The organism is Nitrospirota bacterium, assembly GCA_020846775.1.
Classification (GTDB): domain Bacteria; phylum Nitrospirota; class 9FT-COMBO-42-15; order HDB-SIOI813; family HDB-SIOI813; genus RBG-16-43-11.
In genome coordinates this window covers 14,034-37,709 of the sequence record JADLDG010000044.1, presented here as the reverse complement: position 1 = coordinate 37,709, position 23,676 = coordinate 14,034, and the positions used below count along the sequence as shown (strand labels likewise).

Here is a 23,676-nt window from a genome sequence, read left to right as displayed (position 1 = left end):
TTAATTACCTCTCTCCTTCAAGTTACAAAACTCTACAACCTCCCATACACTCACCGGTGAAGTGCGTTTCCTGGCTACTAATCTCAATTCCCTGTCGTTGAGGAGAAAAGAGAGCGGGAGATCAGTCCGAAATCCAAGGTGCTTACTACAGAATGGTGATATGGCTGTTTCTATTGATGATATTACCTTATTATTACTCTTGAAATGATTTACCATAGTAATCCGTCCGCCTTTTTTGCAAACCCTCTTGATCTCCGACAGCAGCATTATAGGATCTGGCACTACTGAAATCAGAAAGGCTGCAAATACTGCATCAAATGTGTCATCCGAAAAGGCCATTTTGCACGCATCCATTCTTTCAATAACTACATTTGAGAGTCCATGCCTATCTACCCTCTTATGAGCCCGCCTTATCATCTCTTCTGACATATCTATCCCGTGAACACGGCAGAAAGACGGGAACCGCGGCAGGGAAAGACCGGTACCAACGCCTACTTCCAGCACTTTGTCTCCCGGCTTTAAAAATAGCCTGTCTAACGCCGCCATCCTGCCGACATCAGAAAGCTTCCCGAATATGGCATCATAGAAGACAGCATAATTGTCATAAACTTTCTGAATTCTGTCATTATCCAATGTGTGACCCCCCGGCGCTTCTAAACCTACCATACGGTAATTGATTCAACACTGAATATCAAATTAAGGAGATCGTCGTATCTTATGAGTTCAACGTCAGGATTAACGCTATTAATATTATCCGATTTTTTGGTGTCTTGTGCAAGGGCACACGTTCTTGCATCAGCAACAGGCGGTAAGGAAACTGCATCATGTATATACACAACTGCAACACCATAGGCATTGTCTCTTGCCTGTGTGCTGATGATCTCAACTGCCTGCTTATCATCACGGTTTTTAACTATGTGCAGAATTGGTTTCATATAAAAATCTATTTATAAAAATGTCAGAAGACAAATATACTATGACCGCCAGCAAGAATTTCAGACATCTCATCATTGTCAACTGTTCTATAGGCATACGGACTGCTCTTAAGATCTATTGCTGCCAAAGCGCCACTGTCAACATAAAGCGGTATTTCCCAGTCTTTTATTATGGGAAGAAATTTTTCTATTATATCAATATCTTCCAGGTCATCTTCATCCGGAGAAAGTATTCGCACCGATTCACCGGATAAAATTATCTTAATAGAGTTATTGCCGGTTCCCAGACCGGCAGCAATCCTTATGGCCTCAGCAGGCTTATGACTCTCACTGGGACGGCTTCGTATAAGAAATATAATCTTCATCCTTTACCCGAATGCGATAAACCTGTCACAGGCGCTTATCAATTCAGACAATAGTGCAAGTCCGCCGAACATTGCAACTTCACTCGGCTCTATCCCCTTCTTCTGAGCGCCATAGGCACACACAGACAGTTTCAAACCATCTCCCGACATGGAAACAAGCCTGTTATCTTTAATGCACTCTACTCCGTCATCATCCAGGTAGAGATAAACGCTTACATTATTGCGCAACGCAGCAGAAATAAGACCTATCACGGTCTCAAGATTCTTATCAGATGGTGAAGTTGATAATAATATGCCAAGTTTTTTGTTCATTTGCCGGCTTAAGGGGTACTCATTACTCTCTTATTTTTCAGGGGGACATTCCTGCCCTCTGTATCATTGTTACACTAACATCCTTTAGAAATGTATGTCAAGTTATGATAAACTCGACCTATGAATATCTCAGTTAAGGTAAAACCTGGTTCGAAAAAAGAAGATATAGAAAGGGTAGATGACTCAAACTTCATTGCCCATGTCAAGGCGCCGCCAATTGAAGGCAAGGCAAATGATGCCCTTGTCAGACTTTTAAGCAAATACTTCGGAGTCCCCAAAAATCATATTCAGATTATAAAGGGGACGACAGGCAAATATAAGCTGGTTGAGATAGTAGGCAGGGTTAAATAAGCATATTACGGCTCTTCATCCCGGTTAAGAGACAAATACGGTTTATATAATGGCAAACGAATCTTTTAGTCCTGCCCCGAATCGTCTCGAAACATTACCTCCACCATACCCCTCAGGTCACCGGTCTTGAAGTCATATGCACTGTCATTAGGGTATTTATCAACAATAAATTGCGGCCTCTTGTCCTTTGGTCCGTGACAAGCCAGACAGGCGTCTTCGACAAAGATAGGTTTCATGTACCTCTGAAATTTCTTTCCGTCGGTATCAACTATATCCCATTGACCTTTGATTTCCCTGTTGTGGTCAAAGGTTTCGAGGATATTAACCTCATCCGGAGCAGCTGCATTTGCAGGGTTTCTGTTTTTGGCCGAGGCATGTCTGATTTTATACCCATCATTTTCCATGATCTCTTTTACCCTTTTACCAACCGCCCCGCAGACATTTTTAAAGGTCTCCTCTGTGATTTCCATATCAGGTTTGATAAACTCCTGGGCAAGGGTGCTTCTCATCTGAATAATCTCTTCTGCCGCCGCAACAGCACCGGTCTTCATCTTTCCAACATCATCCCCGGCAAAAGCAGGGCAGGTAATGATGGAAATGACAAACATTATCACTAAAGTTATGGCTTGCATAAGAAATCCTCCTCGTTTATGCTTAATTATAAAACAATAATTTATTAAATGGAATACGAGGAGGTGTGTAATGAAAAATAGGAATGTATTTGTTTTTCTAATGGTTGTTTTTATTAGTTCATTGATGATCACGTCATTTGCGTGGTCTGAATCATCAGGCACCGACTCTTACAAAGCATTCTTTCAACCAATACCTGACAGGGTTGATAACAAAGAGAATCCGTTAACTCCTGATAAAATAATGCTTGGAAAGATGCTTTTCATTGATCCAAGGCTTTCTAAGAGCGGTCTCTTCAGTTGCAATACCTGCCATAATCTGACTACAGGCGGGGTGGATAACCTTCCCACTTCTATAGGACATGGGTGGAAGTCTGGTGAAAGAAACGCACCTACTGTTTTTAATGCTGCGCTGCATTTCACACAATTCTGGGACGGCCGTGCGAAAGATGTTGAGGAGCAGGCTCAGGGGCCTGTCCTCAACCCAGGTGAGATGGCATCTTCAAAGCAACTGGTCCTTGACCGTATTAATACCATACCGGAATATGTATCTCTTTTTAAGAAGGCATTCAAAGGAGAAAAAGATCCTGTTACTTACGAAAACGTTGCAAAGGCAATAGCTGCTTTTGAAAGGACACTCATGACGCCGTCTCGTTTCGACCGTTTCCTGAAGGGAGATAAAAAGGCCCTGTCATCAGATGAGAAAAAGGGGCTTGATCTTGTTATTGCAAAAGGGTGCATTGCCTGCCACCGTGGACCAGCTATGGGTGGAGACAGTTTTCAAAAGTTCAATTACAGTGATGATCCTGGAAGATTTGATATAACAAAAAATGAGGCAGACAGACAAGTCTTTAAGGTCGCCTCATGGAGGAATGTCGCATTAACTTATCCTTACTTCCATGATGGAAAGGTATGGAGTTTGGATGAAGCAGTCAGGATTATGGGAGAGAAACAGTTAAATACGAAGTTTACAGATGATGAAGTAAAATACATCGTAGCGTTCTTAAATTCACTGACTGGAGAGATGACTAAGATAGAACTTCCGGTACTGCCACCTTCTACAGAAAAGACGCCAAAGCCTGACAGGAATTGATTGTAAGGTCGGACCGCGTTTTGAATAATATTTTATTGGTTAGCGCGGTCCGACCCTGCTGTTGTGCTGTTGTACTTACTCGGATTTTCCTGATGTGTCAAGGTTGGGGGGCGCTGGTGAGCCCTGAGCCGGGCTGCCGCCCCATTCTATTTTTCTTGTGCGATATTCATCATAATCGGGCACCAGGCGATTGTACTCGCCTTCCATCAGTGGAGAGGATATCATGAAATCAGCTGATGTCCGGTTGCATGCAATCGGTATGTTCCAAACCACCGCCATGCGCAGCAACGCTTTAACATCCGGATCATGCGGCATGGGTTCAAGAGGGTCCCAGAAGAAGATCAGAAAATCAATCTCGTTGGTGACGATCTTGGCGCCTATTTGCTGATCTCCACCCAGCGGTCCGCTTTGGAGGCGGTTGATATCAAAACCCAGTTCACGCTCGAGGGTAGCGCCGGTTGTACCGGTCGCATACACCTCGTGATGGGCCAGCAGATCACGGTTGAACCTTGCCCATTCCAGCAGATCGGCCTTCTTGTTGTCATGGGCCACAAGGGCGATCTTCTTATTCTGCATCATAACGATTTTTCTGTTTTTCATGATATTTTGTCCCTCACTTTCCGGCAGCCTGCTCCGCAATTCCCCACTATTGACGGGGGCTTAATTCAAACAGCTGCCACTTAAACCATTCTTCCAGGCCAGAATGCTATCACCTCAGGCCTAAACTGTCAAACAGGCATTCTGAATTTTTTTTGTTCTTTGGACCGACAGTACTCCCTGAGCAACCTTTACGAACGATATCCATTACTCCTTTTTTGCCTTACTCTGGAAAGCTATCTGTAGTTCGTAACCCAATCTTAATATTGCTGTCGTAATCCGGTAACAGTCACAGGATAGAATGCCTCACAGGATGAAAGGAGGTGAGGAAATGGAGGAACATAGAAAGATGAGTAAATTAACAAAACTACTAATAGTACCTGTAGCGATTTTATCGCTGACAACAGCAGCATTTGCCCGGGATTTCAGTATGGGTGATGAGACAAAGGGATTAAAAGTAAAGATCAGCAACGACACGGATATTGGTATCAGAGTCCGCATGCAGCCCAGAATAGACATGGGTGACCTGATAAAAAATGAAGCAGGGACTTCATATGAGTCTGAAATGGACAGCTATCTTAGAAGGCTCCGTCTTGAGATCGGCGGCAATATGGTGAAGGAATTAAAGTACAGCCTGGTCTTTGAGGCAGATAAGAATGGGAAGTTCGCATCGAGCGGTTCACCGACTAATGAGGTTAAGATACAGATCGCAAATATTGATTACAAGTTTGACGATGCTTTTGGAGTGAGGTTTGGCAAGGCAAAACTTCCATACTCAAGGGTCTCATTATCGTCTTCATCAAAACAACTGATTGTTGAAAGGCCGGTTTCAACTGAGGCTGCAAAAAAACTCTTTGATGACTATTACCAGTCTAATCTTATGTTTTCCGGCAAGATTGCAGAAGGTCTGTTTACTTATAACATAGCCATTGGCGATGGGTGGGAGCCAAACACCCCAATAGCGACCAGTACTGTTGTTCATAAATCGGATCCGTTGTATGTTGCAAGGATTGAGGTCTCTCCACCCGGCTGGACAGAGGCAAGTCAGAGCGATGCACACCTCGGCAAAGGAAAACACCTTACCCTTGGAGCAAACTATGCCACCCAAAAAAGGATTGAGTATCAGACAACTGCCTGTGAAGAGGAAAGGACCCTTACAGGTCTGGATATATCGGGACACTGGGGAGGCTTTACTGGACAGGTAGAGTATAACAGATGGAAGGAAGAATCTACTGATCCAGCTAAACCTGCAAAAGAGCCGAATGGCTGGTACCTGCAGGCTGGATATTTTATTCAGGGGATTGACTTAGAACCTGTGGCAAGATATGAAGTTTATGACCAGGACTCAAATAGTGATAATAAACAGGAAAAGACTACTACTGTAGGAGTCAACTGGTATTTAAAAGGTCACAGTATGAAGATAGGGTTAAATCGTGTCAGTACAAAGTTTGACAGCAGTGCCAGCGGAGTCCTCGCCAAAGCTGATACTAAAGACACATATCAGCTTCAGGCACAACTCTATTTCTAGGTGCTTAACATTTAGTCCACAATCCTGTAATATATGTCTGAGAATCAGGGTTTTGAACAAACCGGAGGTAACATGAAACGTATAATTCCATGTTTGGGTTTAATACTCTTTGTCATATCAATAACTTCAGATGCATATCCTGCTGCAACTGTAAAGGTAGACGGGTCATCCACTGTCTACCCTATTACTGAGGCGGTAGCAGAGGAGTTTCAGGGGGCAGAGAGAGGAAAGACAAGGGTTACTGTTGGAATATCAGGCACTGGCGGTGGTTTCAAGAAGTTGTGTAATAATGAAACTGATATTGCTGATGCCTCACGGCCAATCAAACCTTCTGAGGTCAGTCTCTGTAAGAAAAACGGGATTGAATACTTAGAGTTACCTATTGCTTATGATGGAATTGCCATAATGATAAATCCGGGAAATACCTGGGTTGACTATATTACAGTTTCAGAATTAAAAAAGTTATGGGAGCCGGCTGCACAGAGAAAGATCACTAAATGGAATCAGATACGCAGCGGCTGGCCAAAAAAGGAGATCCATCTTTACGGAGCCGGCGTAGACTCAGGGACATATGATTATTTTACAGAGGCTATAGTTGGAAAGGAACATTCAAGCCGTGGCGATTATACATCGAGCGAAGATGATAACATCCTTGTTCAGGGAATAGCTACAGATGTCCTTGCACTGGGATTTGCCGGTGTGGCATACTATGAGAACAATAAGGAGAGACTGAAGCTTGCACCGGTTGACGACGGGAACGCTTCAAATGGCAAAGGACCTGTCCTCCCAACATATGAGAATGTAACTGAGAGTTCATATCAGCCATTATCAAGACCACTGTTCATATATGTAAACAGGAAGTCGTCTGACAGGCCTGAAGTAAAGAGATTCGTAGAGTTTTACCTGAAGAATGCCGCCGACCTTACTAAGGAGGTCGGATACATTGCTCTTCCTGACATGGCATATGACCTTGCTTTAAAACGGTATGCAGCTCGCAAGACCGGCTCAATATTTGGAGGTCACGGCTCTCAGGTGGGAGTAAAGATTGAGGAGCTTTTGCAAAAGGAATAATCTGAGAGCATCTTCATGTCCAAGAAAATCAGGAGAATAAAAGAAAGACTTATAGAGAGAATGCTGCTGTTGAGCGCACTCTTTTCTATTTTTATTACTGCGGGAATTATTGCAGTCCTGTTATTTGAAACCTTCGAGTTTTTCAAGGAAGTTTCGATTATAGAATTTCTAACTGATACTCAATGGACTCCATTGTTCGCTGAAAAGCACTTTGGTATACTGCCATTGTTTGCCGGTACGCTGCTTACAACATTAATTGCAATCATAGTAGCCATTCCTATCGGCCTGACCAGTTCAATTTATCTAAGCGAATATGCTTCTGTCAGGGTACGGACCGTTGTTAAACCAGCTCTGGAAATACTCGCTGCTGTCCCCACAGTAGTCTATGGATACTTTGCCCTTCTCCTGGTAACTCCTGCACTTCAGAAGATTTTCCCGAATTTATCCGGCTTCAATGCGCTGAGTCCCGGGATTGTTATGGGGATAATGATAATTCCAATCATCTCGTCACTGAGCGAGGACGCAATGCATGCCGTACCGATGGGACTCAGGGAAGGTGCCTATGCACTCGGTTCAACAAGGCTGCAGGTAGCTGTACGCGTAGTTGTTCCTGCTGCATTTTCAGGTATTGCAGCCTCCTTCATACTTGGTATATCGAGGGCAGTGGGAGAAACAATGATAGTCGCTATAGCGGCAGGTCAACAGCCCAGGCTCACTATGAACCCGTTTGTTCCAGTCGAGACTGTAACTGCATATATTGTGCAGGTAAGCCTCGGTGATACCCCGACAGGTACGATTGAGTATAGGACTATTTTTGCAGTCGGCATAAGTCTTTTTGTAGTAACGTTTGGATTGAATATGGTAAGCTATTGGTTTAGAAAGAGATTTCGAGAGGAGTATTAGGGTATTAAAGATACATGAATAGAAAGACCTTAAGTAAGTGGTTTGACAGTTCCTTCTATGTCTTAGGATTTGCTGCTACCCTGATCGGGCTGGCAATTCTCGTGGTGCTTATCGTCGACATTCTGCTTGATGGAGCCGGAAGGCTTGGCTGGCAGTTTTTTGCAAATTACCCTTCCAGAAAGCCTGAGGCTGCAGGAATACTTTCTGCATGGATTGGCACTGTCTGGATTATGGTGATAACGGCCCTTCTCGCTATTCCACTGGGTATCATGGCGGCTGTACATCTGGAGGAGTATGGCAAAAAGAACTGGCTTACAAACCTGATCGAGATAAACATTGCAAATTTAGCCGGCGTACCTTCCATTATATACGGGTTGTTGGGACTTGGTCTTTTTGTCAGGGTTATGTCTCTTGAGCGGAGTGTTATTTCCGGAGCGGCAACCCTTGCCATACTCGTGCTGCCAATAGTTATTCTATCCACCCGCGAGGCCTTAAGGGCGATTCCGTTCTCGATAAGAGAGGCATCTTATGCACTCGGGGCCACAAAGTGGCAGACAATTAGACATCAGGTATTGCCTGCTGCCATGCCGGGTATTATGACAGGTATTATACTTGCCATGTCAAGGGCAGTTGGCGAGACGGCCCCCCTCATTACGATCGGGGCGCTGACTTATGTGGCATTCTTACCAACAAGCCCCATATCTTCTGAATTTCCTTTTATAAGTTTTCAGGGCCTATTTGATCCTTTTACAGTGCTGCCTATTCAGATATTCAACTGGGTATCAAGGCCGCAAAAGGGCTTCTTTGCAGATGCAGCGGCTGGCATTATTGTACTTTTGATAATAACCTTTCTTATGAATGCAATTGCGGTCTGGATCAGACATAAGTATTCAAAGAAGATAAGATGGTAAATTTCTGATGGGTTTTATCAGTAATTATGGAGTAATAGCTTATGGCCTTTAAAGTTAAAGAAGTTAATGCCTGGTATGGCGAAAAACAGGCATTAAAGAATGTAAATATTGATATACCTGCCAAGTCTGTTACCGCCATTATTGGACCTTCAGGATGCGGAAAGAGTACATTCATCAGGTGCCTTAACAGGATGAATGACCTGGTGCCTATGTTCCGTGTGAGTGGTGAGATGCTATATAATGGAACAAATATATATTCGAGGGGTTTGGATATTACAGAACTCAGAAGACGCATAGGGATGGTATTTCAGAAGCCCAATCCCTTTCCGAAGAGCATTTATGATAATGTATCCTACGGACTGCGGATTCAGGGCATAAGGAAGAAGAGCATCATTGACAAGGTTGTGGAAGAGAGCCTGAATAAGGCAGCACTCTGGGATGAGGTAAAAGACAGGCTTAATGCAAGTGCTCTTGCACTGTCGGGTGGCCAGCAGCAGCGGTTGTGTATTGCCCGGGCAATAGCCACAGAGCCCGAAGTGATTTTGTTTGATGAACCATGTTCAGCGCTTGACCCCATTGCAACAGCTAAGGTAGAGGACCTGATAACAGAGCTCAAACAGTATTATACAGTTGTCATAGTAACGCACAACATGCAACAGGCAGCTCGTGTCTCAGACATGACAGGTTTTTTTATGATGGGCGAGTTGATAGAGTTTGATATAACAAAACATATATTTACAGCACCGACGAACAGAATGACGGAAGATTATATTACCGGAAGATTTGGATAAATGCCCTTAACCCTTCTTTTTCAAAGGGGGTAGGCGGAATTAACTGGAGGCAAACATGACACGGGAGGCGTACCACAGGTCATTAAAGGATGTACAGGATGATGTTATGAAGATGGCAGGAATGGTCGGCAAGGCCTTGAAAGACTCTATGGAGGCTTTAAAGCACAGAGATTTTGAGACCTCGAAAAGGATCATAGATGATGACAATCTTATAAACAGGAAGAGATTTGATATTGAAGAAAAATGTCTCCTACTTATTGCAACTCAACAACCAATGGCAGTAGACCTCAGGGTCCTTGCGGCAGTTATAAATATCATCACTGACCTGGAACGTATCGGCGACCATGCGGAGGGAATAGCCAAGATAAATATTTCAATTGGAGACGAGCCTTTGGTAAAACCGCTTAGAGACATACCGAAGATGAGCGAGCTCGGACTATCCATGCTTGACAGGTGCATGAAGGCTTTTCTTAACAGGGATTTAGAGGCAGCCAGACAGGTATGTTATGACGATGATGAGGTTGATGCCCTTTATGATCAGACATACAGGGAATTACTTCTTATAATGATAGAAAACCCGAGGACTATTCAGGGCGCAACGTATATGATCTGGGCTGCCCATAATCTTGAGAGGATTGCAGACCGGGTCACCAATATTGCTGAACGCGTGGTTTTTATGGTAACCGGCAAGATGGAGGAGATGAACATTTCAAAATATTAATTTAAAGATGCGATAACCTTTTTCAGTTCCTTTTTGGTCATTTTGTTCACAAGCTGCATTAGATGAAAGCGGTAAGCGAAATATTCTTCATCATATCCAGAGTGAACCAGGAGAAGTTCTGCAGGTTCAATTTTTATGGCTTCGGCAAGAAGGTAAATAATACTTAATGAAGGGTCTCCAATCCCTCTCTCCAGGTCTTCTATATCCTTAACAGTTAATCCAGTTTTTATCCCCAGGTCCTCACGGGATAACAGCAGCTGTTTCCTGTATCTTTGCAGCTGTTTTCCAAAGCGATTTAATATCAGGGTCTTTTCATGCATTGCAATTAGAATCTATACATCATTTGTTTGGTGCTTGTCAATGCCTTGATGCACGTCATATGTTGTAGACATTTATTTCTCTCACTATTATCGTTTTACTCTGATGACTCAGGAATGTTGTCATAAAGGGAGTTAAGAGGATGTCTGCATGTACCAAATAAAAGACAAGAAATTCATTGGCATAAGGATCAGAGGACGGAGGATAGAATTAGGGTGGACTCAGGAAAAGCTGGCTGAGTCTATAGGCGTTACTTATCAACAGCTTCAGCGATATGAAGGCGGGAAAAGTAATCTCAACACAGACAGACTCCAGGCATTATCAAACGCCCTTGATATCCCTATTTCATTTCTTTTTGAGGAGAAGGCAGATGATAGAATTCAGGTAAAAGAATCTGAAAGGTATATTTCTCCCGAAGAACGGGAATTTATCGAATATTTGCGGAAGATTGATAATGAAGATTATAAAAATTGTATAAAAAATTTTCTGATTCTGGCATCAGGCAAGAAGAAAAAAAGATAACCCTGACAAGGTTCAGGTTGACATTTCACCACCCTTCACCAGGCTGTTACGCTAATCCATGTATGCCGTGAATGCTTGTGCCAGACAGACGGGTCTGTAAGATTGTTTGACTGTCCGTAGATTCTCAAGTCCTGAGTCGCCCATTGTATTAATGTATCTATATCCGTCCTTTTCTCTACAGAATTCCCTGAAAATAAATTGTGCCAGTCCCTTAATGCAGGGATTCGTCACTTCTAACAAGGCATATAAGAGATCCTTATTCCTTTCAAACCCGAAGATATAACCCTCCACCTTATTATCAATTATGACAACCCGGCCTGATAACTCAAGTGTTTCATAATTATTTATGGCCTCTATGTGTACCCGAAAGGAGTCTTCAAGAATGGCATTAAAAAAGGAATCACTCACCTTTTTAGCTCTAATTTGCCTCCACAAATTAAAGAGTTCAATACATTGGACGGCATGTCCCGATTCAATAGGCTCATAACTGTATCTGTAATGTTTCTCAAAATAATTGCACATGACCCTCTTTGATTTATAGGGATCACCTTTTATTGTGGCAAGGTCTTTACGCAGATAGACATACTCAGGCTCACCCGGTTTAATCTTATATCCTGCAGCAACGAAAGAATCTATCCAGGACTCGTCAATATTTTCAATGCGGGAGACAGCCTTATTGTTATTTATCTTATCCATAATATTGAATACTTCATTTATGATAGCTGAAGATGGAACCTCCTTAATCCCACCTTTAGAAAAAGGGAGTGCAGAAGGATTTGAAATATTTTTTTCAAGTGATACCGGAGGAACAGGCATGTAGACATAGTCATCATACTGTGCGAACAAACAGAAATAACCATCTATTATTCCCCAATGAAAATTGAAGTGATCACGCCAGATATAATGGGCAACAAACGAATAGGCGGAAAGCATGGTATTTTGACTGGTAAGAATGCTGTCAATGCGGGGCTTATGTTTTATCTTCAGTGGGATAAGGCCGGGAAAAGCGGGGAAAGAACTCAATTCTGACCCCTGTAACGAGAACAGGTAATTTCCTGAGTAAGGTTTATTAGTGTTTCTGCATGACTGACATCATGCTGGTAAGGTCCTATAAAAGCGGGGTTTTTTGAAATAATATCGAGTACCGGTGATGAGTCAATAATAGCGCTCATTTCTATATAAGCATCTCTCAGACTTTCCGAATTAATAAACTCTGCAATATAAGGACACTTCATGTCCACCCCAAGCAAAATCTCCTTACCCTCTGCAGACCACATTAGTGCAAAGGGGTAGATGATGCAGTCAAACGGTCTGACGTCATATATCTTACAATGGGCAGATACAGGGTTAAATTCAGGGCATATAAAACCTTCTTCGAAGGGAATAAGAGAAATTTTGCAGCCACCGTGCGGAGGAGGATTAAGAACAGAATAAAATGCTGTTCCCTCAGCATGTGCGCTCTCAGCAACGTATGCGAGAGCAGTCAAAATTTCATCATGTGTAAAGTAGGGTGCAAGGAAACTATCCTTTTCAGGAAAACGACAGCAGACGTCACACTTGAAGCACCACTCCGGGGGGACTATCTGGGTTATGATCATCAGAAAATACCCTTTTAATGCACTGTGTTGCAGGAGCAAAACATTATATTGTCATCATAGTGTTTCAGGCTCATCATGTCTGAGCAGTTTCGCAAACAGGAGGGAGTTTTCAACAGCTATACCTATGTGACTGCCGATTGATAACAACATATCCTCTTCTCTTGACGTCAGGGCCTTGATATTCTTGTTAAGAAGAAACATGATTGCCACGACTTTGTCCTTTGATTTAAGCGGTATTCCGGCTATCGAAATAAATTCTTCTTCAGGTACCTGTACGTTCTCAAGCCGGTCATCTACTGTTATATTTTCAGACGCCCACAACTTGCCGTCGTGGATAATCTTGTCTCCGATAAATTCAAATATCTCTGACATTCTCTTTTCACGCTCCGGCTTTAAATCAATATTCTGAGATGCTGCAATAGTAAATCTCCTTAGTTTATTGTCGAGCATCCAGATAACGCCTGCATCCGCCTTCATTACCTCTATCAGGGTCTTTAATGATTCGGAAAATGTCTTGTCAGCATCAAGTGACTGATTTAACGTCGTAGCAGTTGAATAAAGAATTGATATCTCCTCATTTCTTTGCTCCAGTTCCCTGGTCCGTTCCTTCACCATCTCTTCAAGCTTTATATAGAAGAGCTTCAGTTTTGATGCCATGTCATTAAAATTAGTTGCGAGGTCTTCTATCTCATCTCCGGTGTTGACTGTTATCCTGTAGTCAAGATCACCGCCACCCATCTGCTCAGCTCCCTTTTGAAGTTCTTTTACCGGCCGTACAATCTTTCCTGCAGTAATATATGCAAGGATTGCAATAAGGCCTGCACCTGCAAGGCCGGCTATTCCAATACGCAGAAGAAGGGAATATACGGGCATAAAGGTTTCTGACGGGTCCTGGCTCGTAAATACATACCAGCGTTTTCCATTGATATTATCTTTTCCAAGTTCGGCAGTAATCTTAACAGGAGAATAACCTACTATTGACTGCCTTCCGCGATACGTCACATCTGCCCTGGTTGTAAGCCACCCTGAAGTTTCCTTTGATATATCCTGGAGCAGTCCCTTGTCCATCTGAGGTTCTTTTGTGCCAGAGGGTGGCGAAAACAATATGGTACCATCAGAGTTAGCGAGCATGACATTATCTGTAGATCCAACCTTAGTAGCTGAAATAAATTTTAAAAAGACGTCAACATTATGGGACATAAGGATCACTCCCATTGCCTTTCCGCCTTTCATAACAGGAGTTGCTATGTCAAGGGTTTTTACACCAAACTCCTCGTTAAAATAGATATCGCTGACATAAATGCCGCCTACCCCGTTATTATAAGCGGAACGCCACCATTTCTCATTGATATGACTGTAATGACTCGGTTTTTCTGTAGCACCTACAACAGCCCCCTTCTCATTAGTAACCAATATTATATTGTATACACCTCTCTCACCACTCGCGGAAAATTCTTTAAGATAATTGGTTGCCCTGTTATTTAGTACCTCGAAGAGGTAAGCATTGACTCCAACACCACCTGTCCATCTGGCATCTATTTCCTTTATCCTCTTTTCGATTTCCTGATTGGTCTCGCCCTCATACAACAGGTTTGAATCTTCAATTGCCGACAGGATGCTCTGTGCTGATGCGAGTAATTTCGCCTCTTCGATATGATAAGCAATAGAAAGGTCTATGGTACTGCTTACAGTCTCTGCAAGCTCTCGAAATGTAGCGCCAATACTCTCTTTTAAAGTGGACCGGCCTGTATAGTAAACAAGTATCAGCACAATCAGACCTGCAGCAAAACTGACTGCAAGGATAGAGGTTATAAGCCTTTTTTGCAGGCCTGTTTTTTTCACTCGTAATACCCACCCTCACCCTGCCCTCTCCCTGATGGAGAGGGGATTAATATATTTGTGCCCCGAAAAGCGCTTACTTCACCCTGCCGGAAGACATAGCCCTTTCTGTAAAGGCTGAATCTGTAAGTCCGGTGTTAATTTCAACATCGCTTATATTCAGAATCGTCTGGACGTCTGTCTTGACATTAGTAAGGACGACCTTTTCCCAGACATACGCATCTTTTACCTTCTTCCATGTAATGAGCTGTTTCTTAAGCATTGTCCCATCAGCATCATAATAGTCAATACGTTCCTTTAGAAAATCATTCTTTTTTACCCATTTAATAACCTTACCGTATGTATAGTTAGGATCCTTTACCTTAGGCGTACTTTCGATGACATAATATTGTTGATTTTCGATAGTCTCCTCACGAAGCAATTTGTGTCTGTCCAGGGAAACTTCCCTTGGTATCATATCGGAGGGTCTGAGATTTGCGCCGCTGAAAATCTCGTCAGGGTGCTCCGGCAGTTTCTGGACTTTCCTCAGTATGGGAAGATATATCCATAAATCTTCAGGTTTTTGTGAAGATGCCTTATAAGTCCATACCATAAATGCATTGCCCTTTGTATCGGGAGGGTATTCGTTGAAAACAAGTACCTTGGAGTCGAATTCAGAATCTTTCTGATAATTTTTCCAGTAGCGTCTCAACACCACCTTTCTCTCTGCCCCGTCAGCCTCCCGGATGATAAAGGTAAGCTTTGATTGCTGATCTGTTCCAGGATATACATCCTCTGACTTAGCAGCAATTTCATCAGCAGTAAGTTCAGCATATGTCACTGATGGGGTTGTTACAGAAAGCAGAGACATACTTACTAAAAGCCATAAACCAAGAAATAAAGTTCCTCTTTTTAACACGTTATATCTCCTTTCGATATCAAAAATAATATATTTTAACTGAATATATATTGATTTACAAGGTATTTTCACTACCTGCAACAATCAATAAAATATCATTCCACGGTACCTCCCTTTCAGGAATCACACGGTATTCATAATTATTTACAGGTGCCCCAAGTGTCTTTATGTAATTAAATATCTCCCTGTCCATCGAGGTACAACCGATAGCCCTGATCTTGTTTTTTGATGATAATACTACAATCTTTCTCTGCTGACTGCCCCTTTTCTTTGAATCAAAAAAAGATTGTTTTTCAACTTTATTAATTATGCTCTCCAACTTATCCTGAATATCTTCATCTAAAGTTGAGCGAATTTCTACTCCTGCATCAAATATCAAATTATGTCCCAGTGTCTTAACCAGATAATCCCTTATTAAACGTTTGTGACAGGGAATTACCTTTTCCTCGTCACTCGTTTCACCAAGACCAATACGACTGAACCGTTTGTTTTTTTTATTCCTTCGAAGATCAATTTTATATGAGAGGGCCTCATTATACTTCTCCTCCTCTATCAACTTATGCCTCAACATTAGCTTAAGTACCAGTTGCTGGCGGGTTATTACCTTTTCAAAGTTCTTATAGGGGTTATAGGTGGCAGGATTACGGAGCATAGCAATCATAAATGCAGACTCGGCAACATTAAGGTCTGCTGCATGCTTGTCAAGGTAATATCTGGATGCAAGCTCCACACCATATATTCCATAGCCCCATCCAACTTCATTCAGGTATATCTCAATAATCCTCTCCTTGGGGAGGAGCTTTTCCAGCCTTCTTGCAAGGAAGAACTCGCCTATCTTCCTGGAAAAGGTCTTTTCATTTGTCAGGAAGACATTTTTAGCAACCTGCTGGGTAATTGTACTCCCTCCCCTTACTAATCGCCATACCCTGAGATTGTCTTTTATGGACTCCCATGTCTGTTTGTAATCAATGCCGCTGTGTCTCATAAAGTAAGGGTCTTCAGTTGCTATCAGTGAGTCCCGCACAGATGATGATATTTCAGAAAGGTTTACCCATATCTGATCTTTATCTTCTCTCAGTGTAATAAGTACCCGCCCATCCTTATCATAAACTGTAGTTGCAGCATCATGACTGAAATTTATTATGACCCGGTCATCCGGTATCTCCCGGGAAAGTTTATATACCCACAGCACTGAGCCTATAACTATAACTAGCATTATAGTTAAAAGCGTAAGCAATAAAGAAAAAAAGGTTTTCATCTATTCTTATTGTAAATAAGTGGTACTATATATTCAACATCGTTCGGGTTGTAAGGGTTATTCGACAAAAGCTTACTTGTAAGTTAATCTATACAAAGGATTTTTTAACGGAAAAACACGGAAGAAAAAAGTTGGAAATCGAATTTAAATGGGGGAAAAAATCAACAAGGACCACATCGGGAGTTATTCCAACTGAAGAAACACCCCATGTCATCAAGATTGCAACCATAGATGAACTCTCGCCTGGCAAGGTAATTGAAAACCCTGAGGAATCAAGATCTTTCAAATCACTGTAGATGTTCCGCTGTGTAGTGCCGAATTCTTCTGCCAGGGTTTCAGGTGTGCACTGTTTACGTATATCAAGATGTCTAAGGATGGAGAGGAGAGGGTGTTGTCAGACAAGTCATCAGATGGCTTCCCCTTATTGTACTGTTACTTAATCGCCAACTCAATTGCCAACTAATCGCCAACTCAGACAAGGACATATCTGATACTGCGGCCCTTCCCTTCAGCTTTGACAACACCGAGTTTTACAAGCTTGTGTATTTCTTTAAGAGCCCCCTCATCAGACAGTTTAAACATCTCTCTGATTATCTTGTTTGTAATATGTCCGTTTGCATTTACCCTCTCAACGATCTTCATTTGTCTTTCAGTAAGGGCTATCTGTCCCTTTAGCTGTTTTCTTTTCATATCACTGCTCAGGGACAAAATCCTTTCTCTTACCTTGTCTGTTTGCAGAGCCACACCATAGGTAAAATAATCAATCCATTTCGTCGTATCAAGTGTCGCGGGATCAACACTCTGGAGGGCAGTATAGTACGACTGCCTGTCGCTGTCATAATAATCATCAAGAGCAAAAAATCGCTTAGTATCAAATCCTCTTAAATATAAAATGAGACTTGCCAACGCCCGTGCTGTTCGTCCATTGCCATCAATAAAAGGGTGAATTCTTACAAATTCATAATGACTTATCCCTGCAGTAAGCACCGGATTTGTTTCAAGTGCATCCCTGCTGTTTAACCATTTAACTAACTTTCCCATGAGAATCGGAACATCTTTTGTTTCAGGAGGTCTGAAAGTAATTACTCCTGTCATTCTATTTCCGATCACCACCTGTCTGTTTCTGTATACGCCGCAGTCAGCATGGTTTTCAAGAACGTCTTTTGTAAGAAGTTTGTGGATCTTTAAGATTACCTTTTCAGTAATCACGCCAGCTTCAGATAAATCCGGAAGGTCCTCAAGCACTTTCAAATAGTTCATGACTTCCGACTTTGCCTTTCTCGTTGCAATAATATCCCTGCCTCTTGCAAGCTCAGAGACTTGTTCAAGCGTAAGGGGATTGCCCTCAATTGCTGTCGAGGCATGGGCATTCTTGATTAACGCCTCTCTCCGCAATGCAACCTCCCACCTGGGAATGAGATAAGCATTATCAATTACTGCCTTTGCTGCGGCTGTTTTTATGAGGTTATTAAGAATTTCGGAGGTTATGGTATATTTTGGTTTGAACATCGCTTTCTTTCACTTCTCGAAATTCCCGGAATTCGCCAGAATCTCCTTCAGGCGGTTTATATCCACTGGCTCCCTCTCGAACTCCATGGACCTTACCATCCAATTTAGAACCTCTTCCTGACAGGCTTGCCTGAGAGAGTTTATATCTTCGTGGTTTTTCTGCCACCTTGTCAGGTTCTCCTACAGGTTTTTAATGTTGAGCTTTTTTACTTGCCTTTTCTTCTTATTTTCTCTTTTTGATTCTTTTTATTAAAGTTTGCCATATAATCCTTATAAAATGCAAACATCTCTATTTAAGTACGTCCCCCGAATCTCCTGAAATATTTTCGTTTTCAACTATTGTTTTTATATCCTGCATCAACTTTGGGAGTTTATTCTTTATGATATCCCACATAATTTTAAAGTTTATCCCAAAATATTCATGGGCCAGGACATTTCTGAAATCAGAAATCTTTCTCTATTCAACAGCAGGATATTTGTCTCTAATTTCTACAGGAATGTTGCTGGCAGCTTCTCCTATGATCTCAAAATTTCTCACAATAGCATCCAGTCTCATCTCATCCGCAAGAAGTGACTCATAGGAACTATCACCTTGATAATTACTGATCTTATTGACAGAGGTCAGAATATCTTCAAGATAGAGCTTATATTCTCTATGCATATATTACTTCCTGCAGGATATCATCCTTTAATTGTGGTCTTAGGGCATCAATGGTTACCAGATCAATTTTCCGTTCAAATAAATCCTCAAGGGGAAATTTTAGATCCATAAATTTGAACATATTAACATTTTTGCCACTCTGTAATCCCTTATAATTGGCGGAGAATCCATTCAGCAGCCCTCTGTACCCAAGGATCGGGTACCCAGCGTCCTGCACCACTACGCTTGATAGAACCCTCTAAACCTAATGTATCATATAATTCAGGCAGGATGTTCTGGTGTTCATCGGACATAGGAACAGCTCTTTCAAGAAGACGGCTTTCATCCAGCTTACCTTGTACAACTACAAGGCCATCATCCGGGTTGTCCCTTCGAAAGTGTGCGTTTGCCCAGAGATGCCGTAAAACAGGCAGAGGCCAAGGCTGTCTATCATTAACCTCGTATACGCAATCTATAGTGAAAAAACCAATGAGGTACAAAACAGAGCCTTTGTTCTGTTCTGGTGGACACAGCCCGGCATAAAATACAAGCAGGCCACCTTCCATCAAGCGTAGTAGCTGACCTCTCTTATTCTTCGTCGGGTCACCATAAGTGAATGTTTCAAATTCTGGATCAAGATGAGCATACCCACCGTCAATGAGGATGTTGAGCGGTACAAACTGGTCGAGTGTACCTCCATATCTTGCATTGATATTAGAATATTTTACGGAGCGGGAAGATGGTTTGCTCTCAGGAATCGGTACATACTCGAAAGTTCTGCCTGGAAAGATAGGCCCCAAGGCGCCTCCTGTTCCAAGATCAATTCCTACTCTGAGCAAGAGGATTTGCATAATTCACTCTACCTCAGCAATTACGTAAACCACTACGACAATTTCTATTTTTCTTTTGGTCTTGTTTTAGTTTAAGACCCTCAACTTCTTGTGTAAAATCATTGAATGCATTACCTTTGTTAAGATGATTTATTATTTCATCAAGTAAATCTCCAGCAATCCTCTGAGTAGCATATCGAAGATTTGTCAACAGGAACAAAACATGTTTTTACCGCTTGAATTACTCTTCTCTCTTCTTTTATTGCTATCCCCCCAATTTCGTAATAACCAACGATGAAGTAGCGATTACGATATTCTTCCTTGTACCCAGTGTATTTTGTGATAAACAAAATATGAGATAAACCATTATTTATTGCTGCCTGCACTGATGTCTGGTTATAAGAGCAATACCAATTATAAGTCTCTGTTTCGATATTCGGCTCCATTTTATTGCCAGCACCATGGTCATCTAATATATCACGGATGGGTAATATAGATTGCTTTGAGCATAAATAATAACAAAGTTTGCCAACTCTTTCCTTGGGTATGTAATCTTTCCATATATCAGTCTTAAACATAGCCATATCCTTTATGATGTCGATTTAATGTATCCAAATTGCATCTCCAAAAACGTTCCACTCAATAATATCCTATGACTCGGCAAACATTTTTGCATTATATAATCACGCCCTGTTTCTCATAGTAAAGAACGTTATCAAATAATCCATACCTGTTAAAACCCTATCTCCTTTCCTATTTTTTTATATCTGACATCATTTGCCAAGGCCTCTATCAACATCTTATGTGTAATAGAAGCAGGCCCTGCAAAAGACATCTGGTCTTTTACTACAGCAAAGTCTCCGGGAGTAAGGTTTTTAATGCCCTTTATAGCAATTACTTCTCCTGTCGAAAGGTTGCTGTCAGACGCCAGTCCTTTTAATAGAGTATTGTAAAAAATGAGATTGCCTTCAGGCGTGAGGGGTTTAAATTCTATTTTAAACTTGAACCGTCTCAGTGCAGCATGGTCAAGCCCATCCATGTCATTTGTTGCAAAAAACACCGTCCCCTTAAAACTTTCAAGTTGCGTTAATATTTCGTTGGTAAAACTGATCTCCCATGATTGCCGGGCTGATTTTCTTGGGAACAGGAATGTATCAGCCTCGTCAAAGAAGAGGATGTTGTCAGCTTCCTGTGCCTCTGCAGGGGTTAAAGTCACAATGAGCATTCGTTGTCACCTAAGCTTGTTATCTTATAACGAATAAAATTGCGTGATCGTGATTATAAATCACAAGGTTTTTCTTGACATTCTACGAGTCGTAGAATATATTAACGCATATATGCGTTATCTTTCTTTTATTTTCCTCTTAATTCTGCTACCTGCTACCCTCTGCCCGCTGCCTGTGTCGTTTGCCGTTGCTCAGGACACACTGACTCTTAAGCGAGTCATAGAGGAGGCAAAACTTAACAATCCGTCAATTCAGGCACTTCGTCAGAATATGAAGGCCAAAGAGGCAGGGGCCAGGGCAGAGGGAATATTGGATGATCCAAGGCTCAAAATAGAGATGATGGACCTGTCAAAGGAAAACCCTTTCCCCATCCCTGGTAATGCAATGCAGACACGGTATGAGGTAAGCCAGATGCTCCCATATCCCGGCAAGCTTCAATTGGAGAGACGAATTGCACTGTTGGAAGTCATGATGTCAGAGGCCGAACTACAGTCAAAGGAACTTGAGACCATTACAATGGTCAAGGAGGCATACTATGAGTATCTTCTTTTGACAACATCAATCAGGACTCTTGAAGAAATCAAGGGTTTGCTATCCAGTATGATCCGGATTGCTGAGACTAAATATGCTGTTGGAGAGGTATCGCAGCAGGATGTCATAAAAGCACAGGTTGAGTTGACCATGCTTTTAAACGAAGTCCTTGAGCTTGAAGCGGAAAAGGATGTAGTTCATGCGGAAATAAAGGCATTATTAAACAGGCCGCAGGATGATAATACCCTTACTATTTCATCAGAAAAATTGCCTGAAGAAAAAGTTAAATTAGATCTCGGCAGCCTGACAAATAAGGCGCTTGAAGTTAATCCGGAACTCAAACTTATGAAATATGAAGTGGAAAATAAAGAGAGCGAGGTTGAACTTACGAGGAAGAACTACTACCCCGATTTTATGCTGGGGATAGCGCCGATCCAGCGGGACGGGAGGTTCGATGCGTGGGATGCCATGTTTCAGATAAATATCCCTCTATGGAGGGCAAAGTATGAGAATCAGGTGGGTGAACGAGTAAACATGGCTGATGCAATGAGGTCAAGAGTGAAGGCAGAAGAAAATATGATAAACGCCAAGGTTAAAGAGGGTGTGGTTAAGGTCGAGACAGCTGACAGGATCACGATGCTATATGTGACAAGCCTCATTCCACAGGCAGAGCTCTCATTTGAGTCAGCGCTCAAGAACTATCAAAGCGGCAGGGTAGACTTTCTAACACTGCTGGATACAGAGCGATTGCTGAAAAAGACAAAGATAGATTATATAGAAGCTGTAACAACTTATTATAAGAGATTGGTCTTGTTAGAGCGTGTAGTGGGGGAGGAACTGCATTAAATGATGAAAACTAAACCATATATAATTCTTGCAGCAGGCTTATTAATCGGTATTGGTATCGGTGCACTTATGATGTTCTATGTAATACCTGCAGGTGTAAATATGAAAACAGGCCCTGCAACGAAAGGAAAAAAGATACTATTTTACCGAAATCCTATGAACCCGGCCGTTACCTCACCAACTCCAGCCAGGGATAATATGGGTATGGACTACATACCTGTCTATGAAGAAGATGACAAGGTGGCGTCAGAAGCGGAATTACCCGGTACGGTCAGGATCAGCACAGAAAAGATTCAAAAGATAGGAGTCAGGTCAGAAGTAGTTAAACGGCGTCATCTGAAACGGATTATAAGGACCATAGGAAGGGTTGACCCTGATGAGACGAAGGTGTTCATCATTAACGCCAAGGTCGGCGGCTGGGTGGAAAAGCTTTACTTGAACAGGACAGATCAGATGGTTGAACACAATGAACCCCTCCTGGAATTATACAGCCCTGAGCTTGTCTCTGCACAGGAGGAATATCTGCTTGTGTTTAAGGAAAAAAAGAAAGTTAAGGATAGTCCATATCCTGAGGTAAGGAGCAGTACAGAATCAATGCTGAACGCCGCAAGGCAGCGCCTTAAATACTGGGATATTTCAGATGACCAGATAAAGAGACTGGAAGAGGACGGAAAGATCACACGGACCATGACGATCCGGGCCCCGGCTCAAGGAAGTGTTACAGAAAAGATGGTGGTTGAAGGACAAAGGATCGAAGCAGGAGAGCCTCTCTTTAAGATTATAGATCATACATCAGTGTGGGTTTATGGAGAGCTTTATGAATACGAATTACCGTTTGTACGAATGGGTCAGATGGCAAAGATTTCCCCTTCCTATTCCCCGGGGGAGCTATACATGGCTGCTGTAGCACATATTTATACCCACCTCGGAACGGTTACCTATACACCTGAAGGCAGCGCAGAAATAAGAACCGCCAAGATAAGGTTTGTGCTTAAAAACCCTGCTCATAAGTTAAAATTAGGTATGTATGTAAATATTGAACTGGGGGTTGAAGAATCCTCTAACGCCCTTGCTGTACCGGATTCTGCCCTGATAGATACAGGGGTCAGGCAATTGGTAATTGTAGATAAGGGTGATGGTCGGTTTGAGCCCCGTAATGTGAAGGTTGGGGGAAAGGCTGAGGGTTACTATGAGATCCTGACGGGAGTAAGGGCAGGAGAGTCAGTGGTAACCTCTGCAAACTTCCTCATAGATTCAGAGAGCAATCTCAAGGCAGCGCTTGGCGGGATGGCAAGCCATCAGCATGGGGAGCATTCGACAGAAAGCACGGAAGGCAAAAAGGAAGACAAAAAGGTTTTATCCGACAAGAAAGTCAAGAAGACTGAAGCAACAAAGAAGAAGACAAAAATTGAAAAGAATGAGCATGAGCACATGCAGCATATGCATTAAATCTC

General features: G+C 42.3%; 28 protein-coding genes and 1 pseudogene. 11 read left to right on the top strand and 18 right to left on the bottom strand.

Annotation, left to right across the window (positions count from 1 at the left end):
• The 4 genes from IT392_07125 to IT392_07110 are packed head-to-tail and all read right to left on the bottom strand — an operon-like array spanning position 1 to position 1,612.
• Positions 1-633, bottom strand: a complete 633-nt coding sequence (locus tag IT392_07125) for a methyltransferase domain-containing protein (GenBank protein MCC6544260.1) — start codon at positions 631-633, stop codon at positions 1-3.
• A 26-nt stretch (positions 634-659) separates the two neighbouring features.
• Positions 660-935, bottom strand: coding sequence for a hypothetical protein (locus tag IT392_07120; protein ID MCC6544259.1), 276 nt, complete (start codon positions 933-935; stop codon positions 660-662).
• A gap of 23 nt (positions 936-958) precedes the next feature.
• Positions 959-1,300 carry a hypothetical protein gene (locus tag IT392_07115; protein MCC6544258.1) on the bottom strand — a complete coding sequence of 114 codons (342 nt, stop codon included), beginning with the start codon at positions 1,298-1,300 and terminating at the stop codon, positions 959-961.
• 3 nt (positions 1,301-1,303) lie between these two features.
• Positions 1,304-1,612 carry a DsrE family protein gene (locus tag IT392_07110; GenBank protein ID MCC6544257.1) on the bottom strand — a complete coding sequence of 103 codons (309 nt, stop codon included), beginning with the start codon at positions 1,610-1,612 and terminating at the stop codon, positions 1,304-1,306.
• 120 nt (positions 1,613-1,732) lie between these two features.
• Here IT392_07110 and IT392_07105 point away from each other — a divergent pair, with 120 nt between their 5' ends.
• Complete coding sequence (locus tag IT392_07105) at positions 1,733-1,963, top strand: DUF167 domain-containing protein (GenBank protein MCC6544256.1); 231 nt, start codon at positions 1,733-1,735, stop codon at positions 1,961-1,963.
• A 65-nt stretch (positions 1,964-2,028) separates the two neighbouring features.
• Here the strand turns inward: IT392_07105 and IT392_07100 are convergent, their stop codons facing one another.
• Positions 2,029-2,595, bottom strand: coding sequence for a DUF3365 domain-containing protein (locus tag IT392_07100; GenBank protein ID MCC6544255.1), 567 nt, complete (start codon positions 2,593-2,595; stop codon positions 2,029-2,031).
• A 100-nt stretch (positions 2,596-2,695) separates the two neighbouring features.
• Between IT392_07100 and IT392_07095 the strand changes: the two genes are divergently transcribed.
• Entirely contained in the window at positions 2,696-3,685 is a 990-nt protein-coding gene (locus IT392_07095; GenBank protein ID MCC6544254.1) for a cytochrome-c peroxidase, read from the top strand.
• Between the two features lie 75 nt (positions 3,686-3,760).
• Here IT392_07095 and IT392_07090 read toward each other — a convergent pair whose 3' ends face one another.
• Positions 3,761-4,285, bottom strand: coding sequence for a methylglyoxal synthase (locus tag IT392_07090; protein ID MCC6544253.1), 525 nt, complete (start codon positions 4,283-4,285; stop codon positions 3,761-3,763).
• 328 nt (positions 4,286-4,613) lie between these two features.
• Between IT392_07090 and IT392_07085 the strand changes: the two genes are divergently transcribed.
• From IT392_07085 to phoU, 6 genes are all read left to right on the top strand, one after another.
• Positions 4,614-5,810 (top strand): hypothetical protein, encoded by a 1,197-nt coding sequence (locus tag IT392_07085; protein MCC6544252.1) that lies wholly within the window; start codon positions 4,614-4,616, stop codon positions 5,808-5,810.
• Between the two features lie 72 nt (positions 5,811-5,882).
• The gene (locus IT392_07080) at positions 5,883-6,881 is read left to right on the top strand and encodes a PstS family phosphate ABC transporter substrate-binding protein (GenBank protein MCC6544251.1); all 999 of its coding nucleotides are present in this window, start codon (positions 5,883-5,885) and stop codon (positions 6,879-6,881) included.
• 15 nt (positions 6,882-6,896) lie between these two features.
• Positions 6,897-7,784 carry a phosphate ABC transporter permease subunit PstC gene (pstC, locus tag IT392_07075; protein MCC6544250.1) on the top strand — a complete coding sequence of 296 codons (888 nt, stop codon included), beginning with the start codon at positions 6,897-6,899 and terminating at the stop codon, positions 7,782-7,784.
• Positions 7,785-7,798: 14 nt separating this feature from the next.
• Positions 7,799-8,695, top strand: a complete 897-nt coding sequence (gene pstA, locus IT392_07070) for a phosphate ABC transporter permease PstA (protein ID MCC6544249.1) — start codon at positions 7,799-7,801, stop codon at positions 8,693-8,695.
• A gap of 41 nt (positions 8,696-8,736) precedes the next feature.
• Positions 8,737-9,486, top strand: a complete 750-nt coding sequence (gene pstB / locus IT392_07065; protein ID MCC6544248.1) for a phosphate ABC transporter ATP-binding protein — start codon at positions 8,737-8,739, stop codon at positions 9,484-9,486.
• Between the two features lie 55 nt (positions 9,487-9,541).
• Entirely contained in the window at positions 9,542-10,207 is a 666-nt protein-coding gene (gene phoU / locus IT392_07060; GenBank protein MCC6544247.1) for a phosphate signaling complex protein PhoU, read from the top strand.
• Here the strand turns inward: phoU and IT392_07055 are convergent.
• Positions 10,204-10,527 (bottom strand): helix-turn-helix transcriptional regulator, encoded by a 324-nt coding sequence (locus IT392_07055; GenBank protein ID MCC6544246.1) that lies wholly within the window; start codon positions 10,525-10,527, stop codon positions 10,204-10,206. The genes phoU and IT392_07055 overlap by 4 nt on opposite strands.
• Positions 10,528-10,675: 148 nt before the next feature.
• Here IT392_07055 and IT392_07050 point away from each other — a divergent pair, with 148 nt between their 5' ends.
• Positions 10,676-11,047: a helix-turn-helix domain-containing protein gene (locus tag IT392_07050; protein MCC6544245.1), complete on the top strand. Its 372-nt coding sequence runs from the start codon at positions 10,676-10,678 to the stop codon at positions 11,045-11,047.
• A 51-nt stretch (positions 11,048-11,098) separates the two neighbouring features.
• Here IT392_07050 and IT392_07045 read toward each other — a convergent pair whose 3' ends face one another.
• The 11 genes and pseudogenes from IT392_07045 to IT392_06995 form a co-directional block, all read right to left on the bottom strand.
• The gene (locus tag IT392_07045) at positions 11,099-12,070 is read right to left on the bottom strand and encodes a DUF2156 domain-containing protein (protein MCC6544244.1); all 972 of its coding nucleotides are present in this window, start codon (positions 12,068-12,070) and stop codon (positions 11,099-11,101) included.
• Positions 12,067-12,645: a YkgJ family cysteine cluster protein gene (locus tag IT392_07040; GenBank protein ID MCC6544243.1), complete on the bottom strand. Its 579-nt coding sequence runs from the start codon at positions 12,643-12,645 to the stop codon at positions 12,067-12,069. The genes IT392_07045 and IT392_07040 overlap by 4 nt, the downstream gene beginning before the upstream one ends.
• A gap of 54 nt (positions 12,646-12,699) precedes the next feature.
• Complete coding sequence (locus IT392_07035; protein MCC6544242.1) at positions 12,700-14,487, bottom strand: HAMP domain-containing protein; 1,788 nt, start codon at positions 14,485-14,487, stop codon at positions 12,700-12,702.
• A 73-nt stretch (positions 14,488-14,560) separates the two neighbouring features.
• Positions 14,561-15,382: an outer membrane lipoprotein-sorting protein gene (locus IT392_07030; protein MCC6544241.1), complete on the bottom strand. Its 822-nt coding sequence runs from the start codon at positions 15,380-15,382 to the stop codon at positions 14,561-14,563.
• A 55-nt stretch (positions 15,383-15,437) separates the two neighbouring features.
• Complete coding sequence (locus IT392_07025; GenBank protein MCC6544240.1) at positions 15,438-16,598, bottom strand: penicillin-binding protein; 1,161 nt, start codon at positions 16,596-16,598, stop codon at positions 15,438-15,440.
• Positions 16,599-16,728: 130 nt separating this feature from the next.
• A complete protein-coding gene (locus IT392_07020) occupies positions 16,729-17,016 on the bottom strand; it encodes an HTH domain-containing protein (GenBank protein ID MCC6544239.1) in 288 nt (95 codons plus the stop codon).
• A 95-nt stretch (positions 17,017-17,111) separates the two neighbouring features.
• Positions 17,112-18,149 (bottom strand): Fic family protein, encoded by a 1,038-nt coding sequence (locus IT392_07015; protein MCC6544238.1) that lies wholly within the window; start codon positions 18,147-18,149, stop codon positions 17,112-17,114.
• Between the two features lie 289 nt (positions 18,150-18,438).
• A pseudogene (locus IT392_07010) lies at positions 18,439-18,810 on the bottom strand (DUF86 domain-containing protein).
• A 149-nt stretch (positions 18,811-18,959) separates the two neighbouring features.
• Complete coding sequence (locus IT392_07005) at positions 18,960-19,640, bottom strand: hypothetical protein (GenBank protein ID MCC6544237.1); 681 nt, start codon at positions 19,638-19,640, stop codon at positions 18,960-18,962.
• A gap of 140 nt (positions 19,641-19,780) precedes the next feature.
• Positions 19,781-20,197, bottom strand: coding sequence for a hypothetical protein (locus IT392_07000; protein MCC6544236.1), 417 nt, complete (start codon positions 20,195-20,197; stop codon positions 19,781-19,783).
• A 155-nt stretch (positions 20,198-20,352) separates the two neighbouring features.
• On the bottom strand, positions 20,353-20,844 hold the full coding sequence (locus tag IT392_06995) for an AAA family ATPase (GenBank protein MCC6544235.1): 492 nt from the start codon (positions 20,842-20,844) through the stop codon (positions 20,353-20,355).
• Positions 20,845-20,893: 49 nt separating this feature from the next.
• On the opposite strand from IT392_06995, the gene IT392_06990 reads away from it, so the two are divergent.
• Together IT392_06990 and IT392_06985 are read left to right on the top strand one after the other, a co-directional pair.
• Positions 20,894-22,222: a TolC family protein gene (locus tag IT392_06990; GenBank protein ID MCC6544234.1), complete on the top strand. Its 1,329-nt coding sequence runs from the start codon at positions 20,894-20,896 to the stop codon at positions 22,220-22,222.
• Positions 22,223-23,671, top strand: a complete 1,449-nt coding sequence (locus IT392_06985) for an efflux RND transporter periplasmic adaptor subunit (protein ID MCC6544233.1) — start codon at positions 22,223-22,225, stop codon at positions 23,669-23,671.
• Positions 23,672-23,676: the final 5 nt, after the last annotated feature.

What these genes read in the sequence shown, in the direction of transcription:
- IT392_06985 (MCC6544233.1), top strand. Translation starts at nt 22,223, where the DNA reads ATGATGAAAACTAAACCATATATAATTCTTGCAGCAGGCTTATTAATC.
- pstC (MCC6544250.1), top strand. Translation starts at nt 6,897, where the DNA reads ATGTCCAAGAAAATCAGGAGAATAAAAGAAAGACTTATAGAGAGAATG.
- IT392_07080 (MCC6544251.1), top strand. Translation starts at nt 5,883, where the DNA reads ATGAAACGTATAATTCCATGTTTGGGTTTAATACTCTTTGTCATATCA.
- IT392_07100 (MCC6544255.1), bottom strand. Translation starts at nt 2,595, where the DNA reads ATGCAAGCCATAACTTTAGTGATAATGTTTGTCATTTCCATCATTACC.
- phoU (MCC6544247.1), top strand. Translation starts at nt 9,542, where the DNA reads ATGACACGGGAGGCGTACCACAGGTCATTAAAGGATGTACAGGATGAT.
- IT392_07040 (MCC6544243.1), bottom strand. Translation starts at nt 12,645, where the DNA reads ATGATCATAACCCAGATAGTCCCCCCGGAGTGGTGCTTCAAGTGTGAC.
- IT392_07110 (MCC6544257.1), bottom strand. Translation starts at nt 1,612, where the DNA reads ATGAACAAAAAACTTGGCATATTATTATCAACTTCACCATCTGATAAG.
- IT392_07050 (MCC6544245.1), top strand. Translation starts at nt 10,676, where the DNA reads ATGTACCAAATAAAAGACAAGAAATTCATTGGCATAAGGATCAGAGGA.
- IT392_07090 (MCC6544253.1), bottom strand. Translation starts at nt 4,285, where the DNA reads ATGAAAAACAGAAAAATCGTTATGATGCAGAATAAGAAGATCGCCCTT.
- IT392_07005 (MCC6544237.1), bottom strand. Translation starts at nt 19,640, where the DNA reads ATGCAAATCCTCTTGCTCAGAGTAGGAATTGATCTTGGAACAGGAGGC.
- IT392_06995 (MCC6544235.1), bottom strand. Translation starts at nt 20,844, where the DNA reads ATGCTCATTGTGACTTTAACCCCTGCAGAGGCACAGGAAGCTGACAAC.
- IT392_07025 (MCC6544240.1), bottom strand. Translation starts at nt 16,598, where the DNA reads ATGCTAGTTATAGTTATAGGCTCAGTGCTGTGGGTATATAAACTTTCC.
- pstB (MCC6544248.1), top strand. Translation starts at nt 8,737, where the DNA reads ATGGCCTTTAAAGTTAAAGAAGTTAATGCCTGGTATGGCGAAAAACAG.
- IT392_07105 (MCC6544256.1), top strand. Translation starts at nt 1,733, where the DNA reads ATGAATATCTCAGTTAAGGTAAAACCTGGTTCGAAAAAAGAAGATATA.
- IT392_07115 (MCC6544258.1), bottom strand. Translation starts at nt 1,300, where the DNA reads ATGAAGATTATATTTCTTATACGAAGCCGTCCCAGTGAGAGTCATAAG.
- IT392_07015 (MCC6544238.1), bottom strand. Translation starts at nt 18,149, where the DNA reads ATGTTCAAACCAAAATATACCATAACCTCCGAAATTCTTAATAACCTC.
- IT392_07055 (MCC6544246.1), bottom strand. Translation starts at nt 10,527, where the DNA reads ATGCATGAAAAGACCCTGATATTAAATCGCTTTGGAAAACAGCTGCAA.
- IT392_07000 (MCC6544236.1), bottom strand. Translation starts at nt 20,197, where the DNA reads ATGTTTAAGACTGATATATGGAAAGATTACATACCCAAGGAAAGAGTT.
- IT392_07120 (MCC6544259.1), bottom strand. Translation starts at nt 935, where the DNA reads ATGAAACCAATTCTGCACATAGTTAAAAACCGTGATGATAAGCAGGCA.
- IT392_07085 (MCC6544252.1), top strand. Translation starts at nt 4,614, where the DNA reads ATGGAGGAACATAGAAAGATGAGTAAATTAACAAAACTACTAATAGTA.
- pstA (MCC6544249.1), top strand. Translation starts at nt 7,799, where the DNA reads ATGAATAGAAAGACCTTAAGTAAGTGGTTTGACAGTTCCTTCTATGTC.
- IT392_07095 (MCC6544254.1), top strand. Translation starts at nt 2,696, where the DNA reads ATGGTTGTTTTTATTAGTTCATTGATGATCACGTCATTTGCGTGGTCT.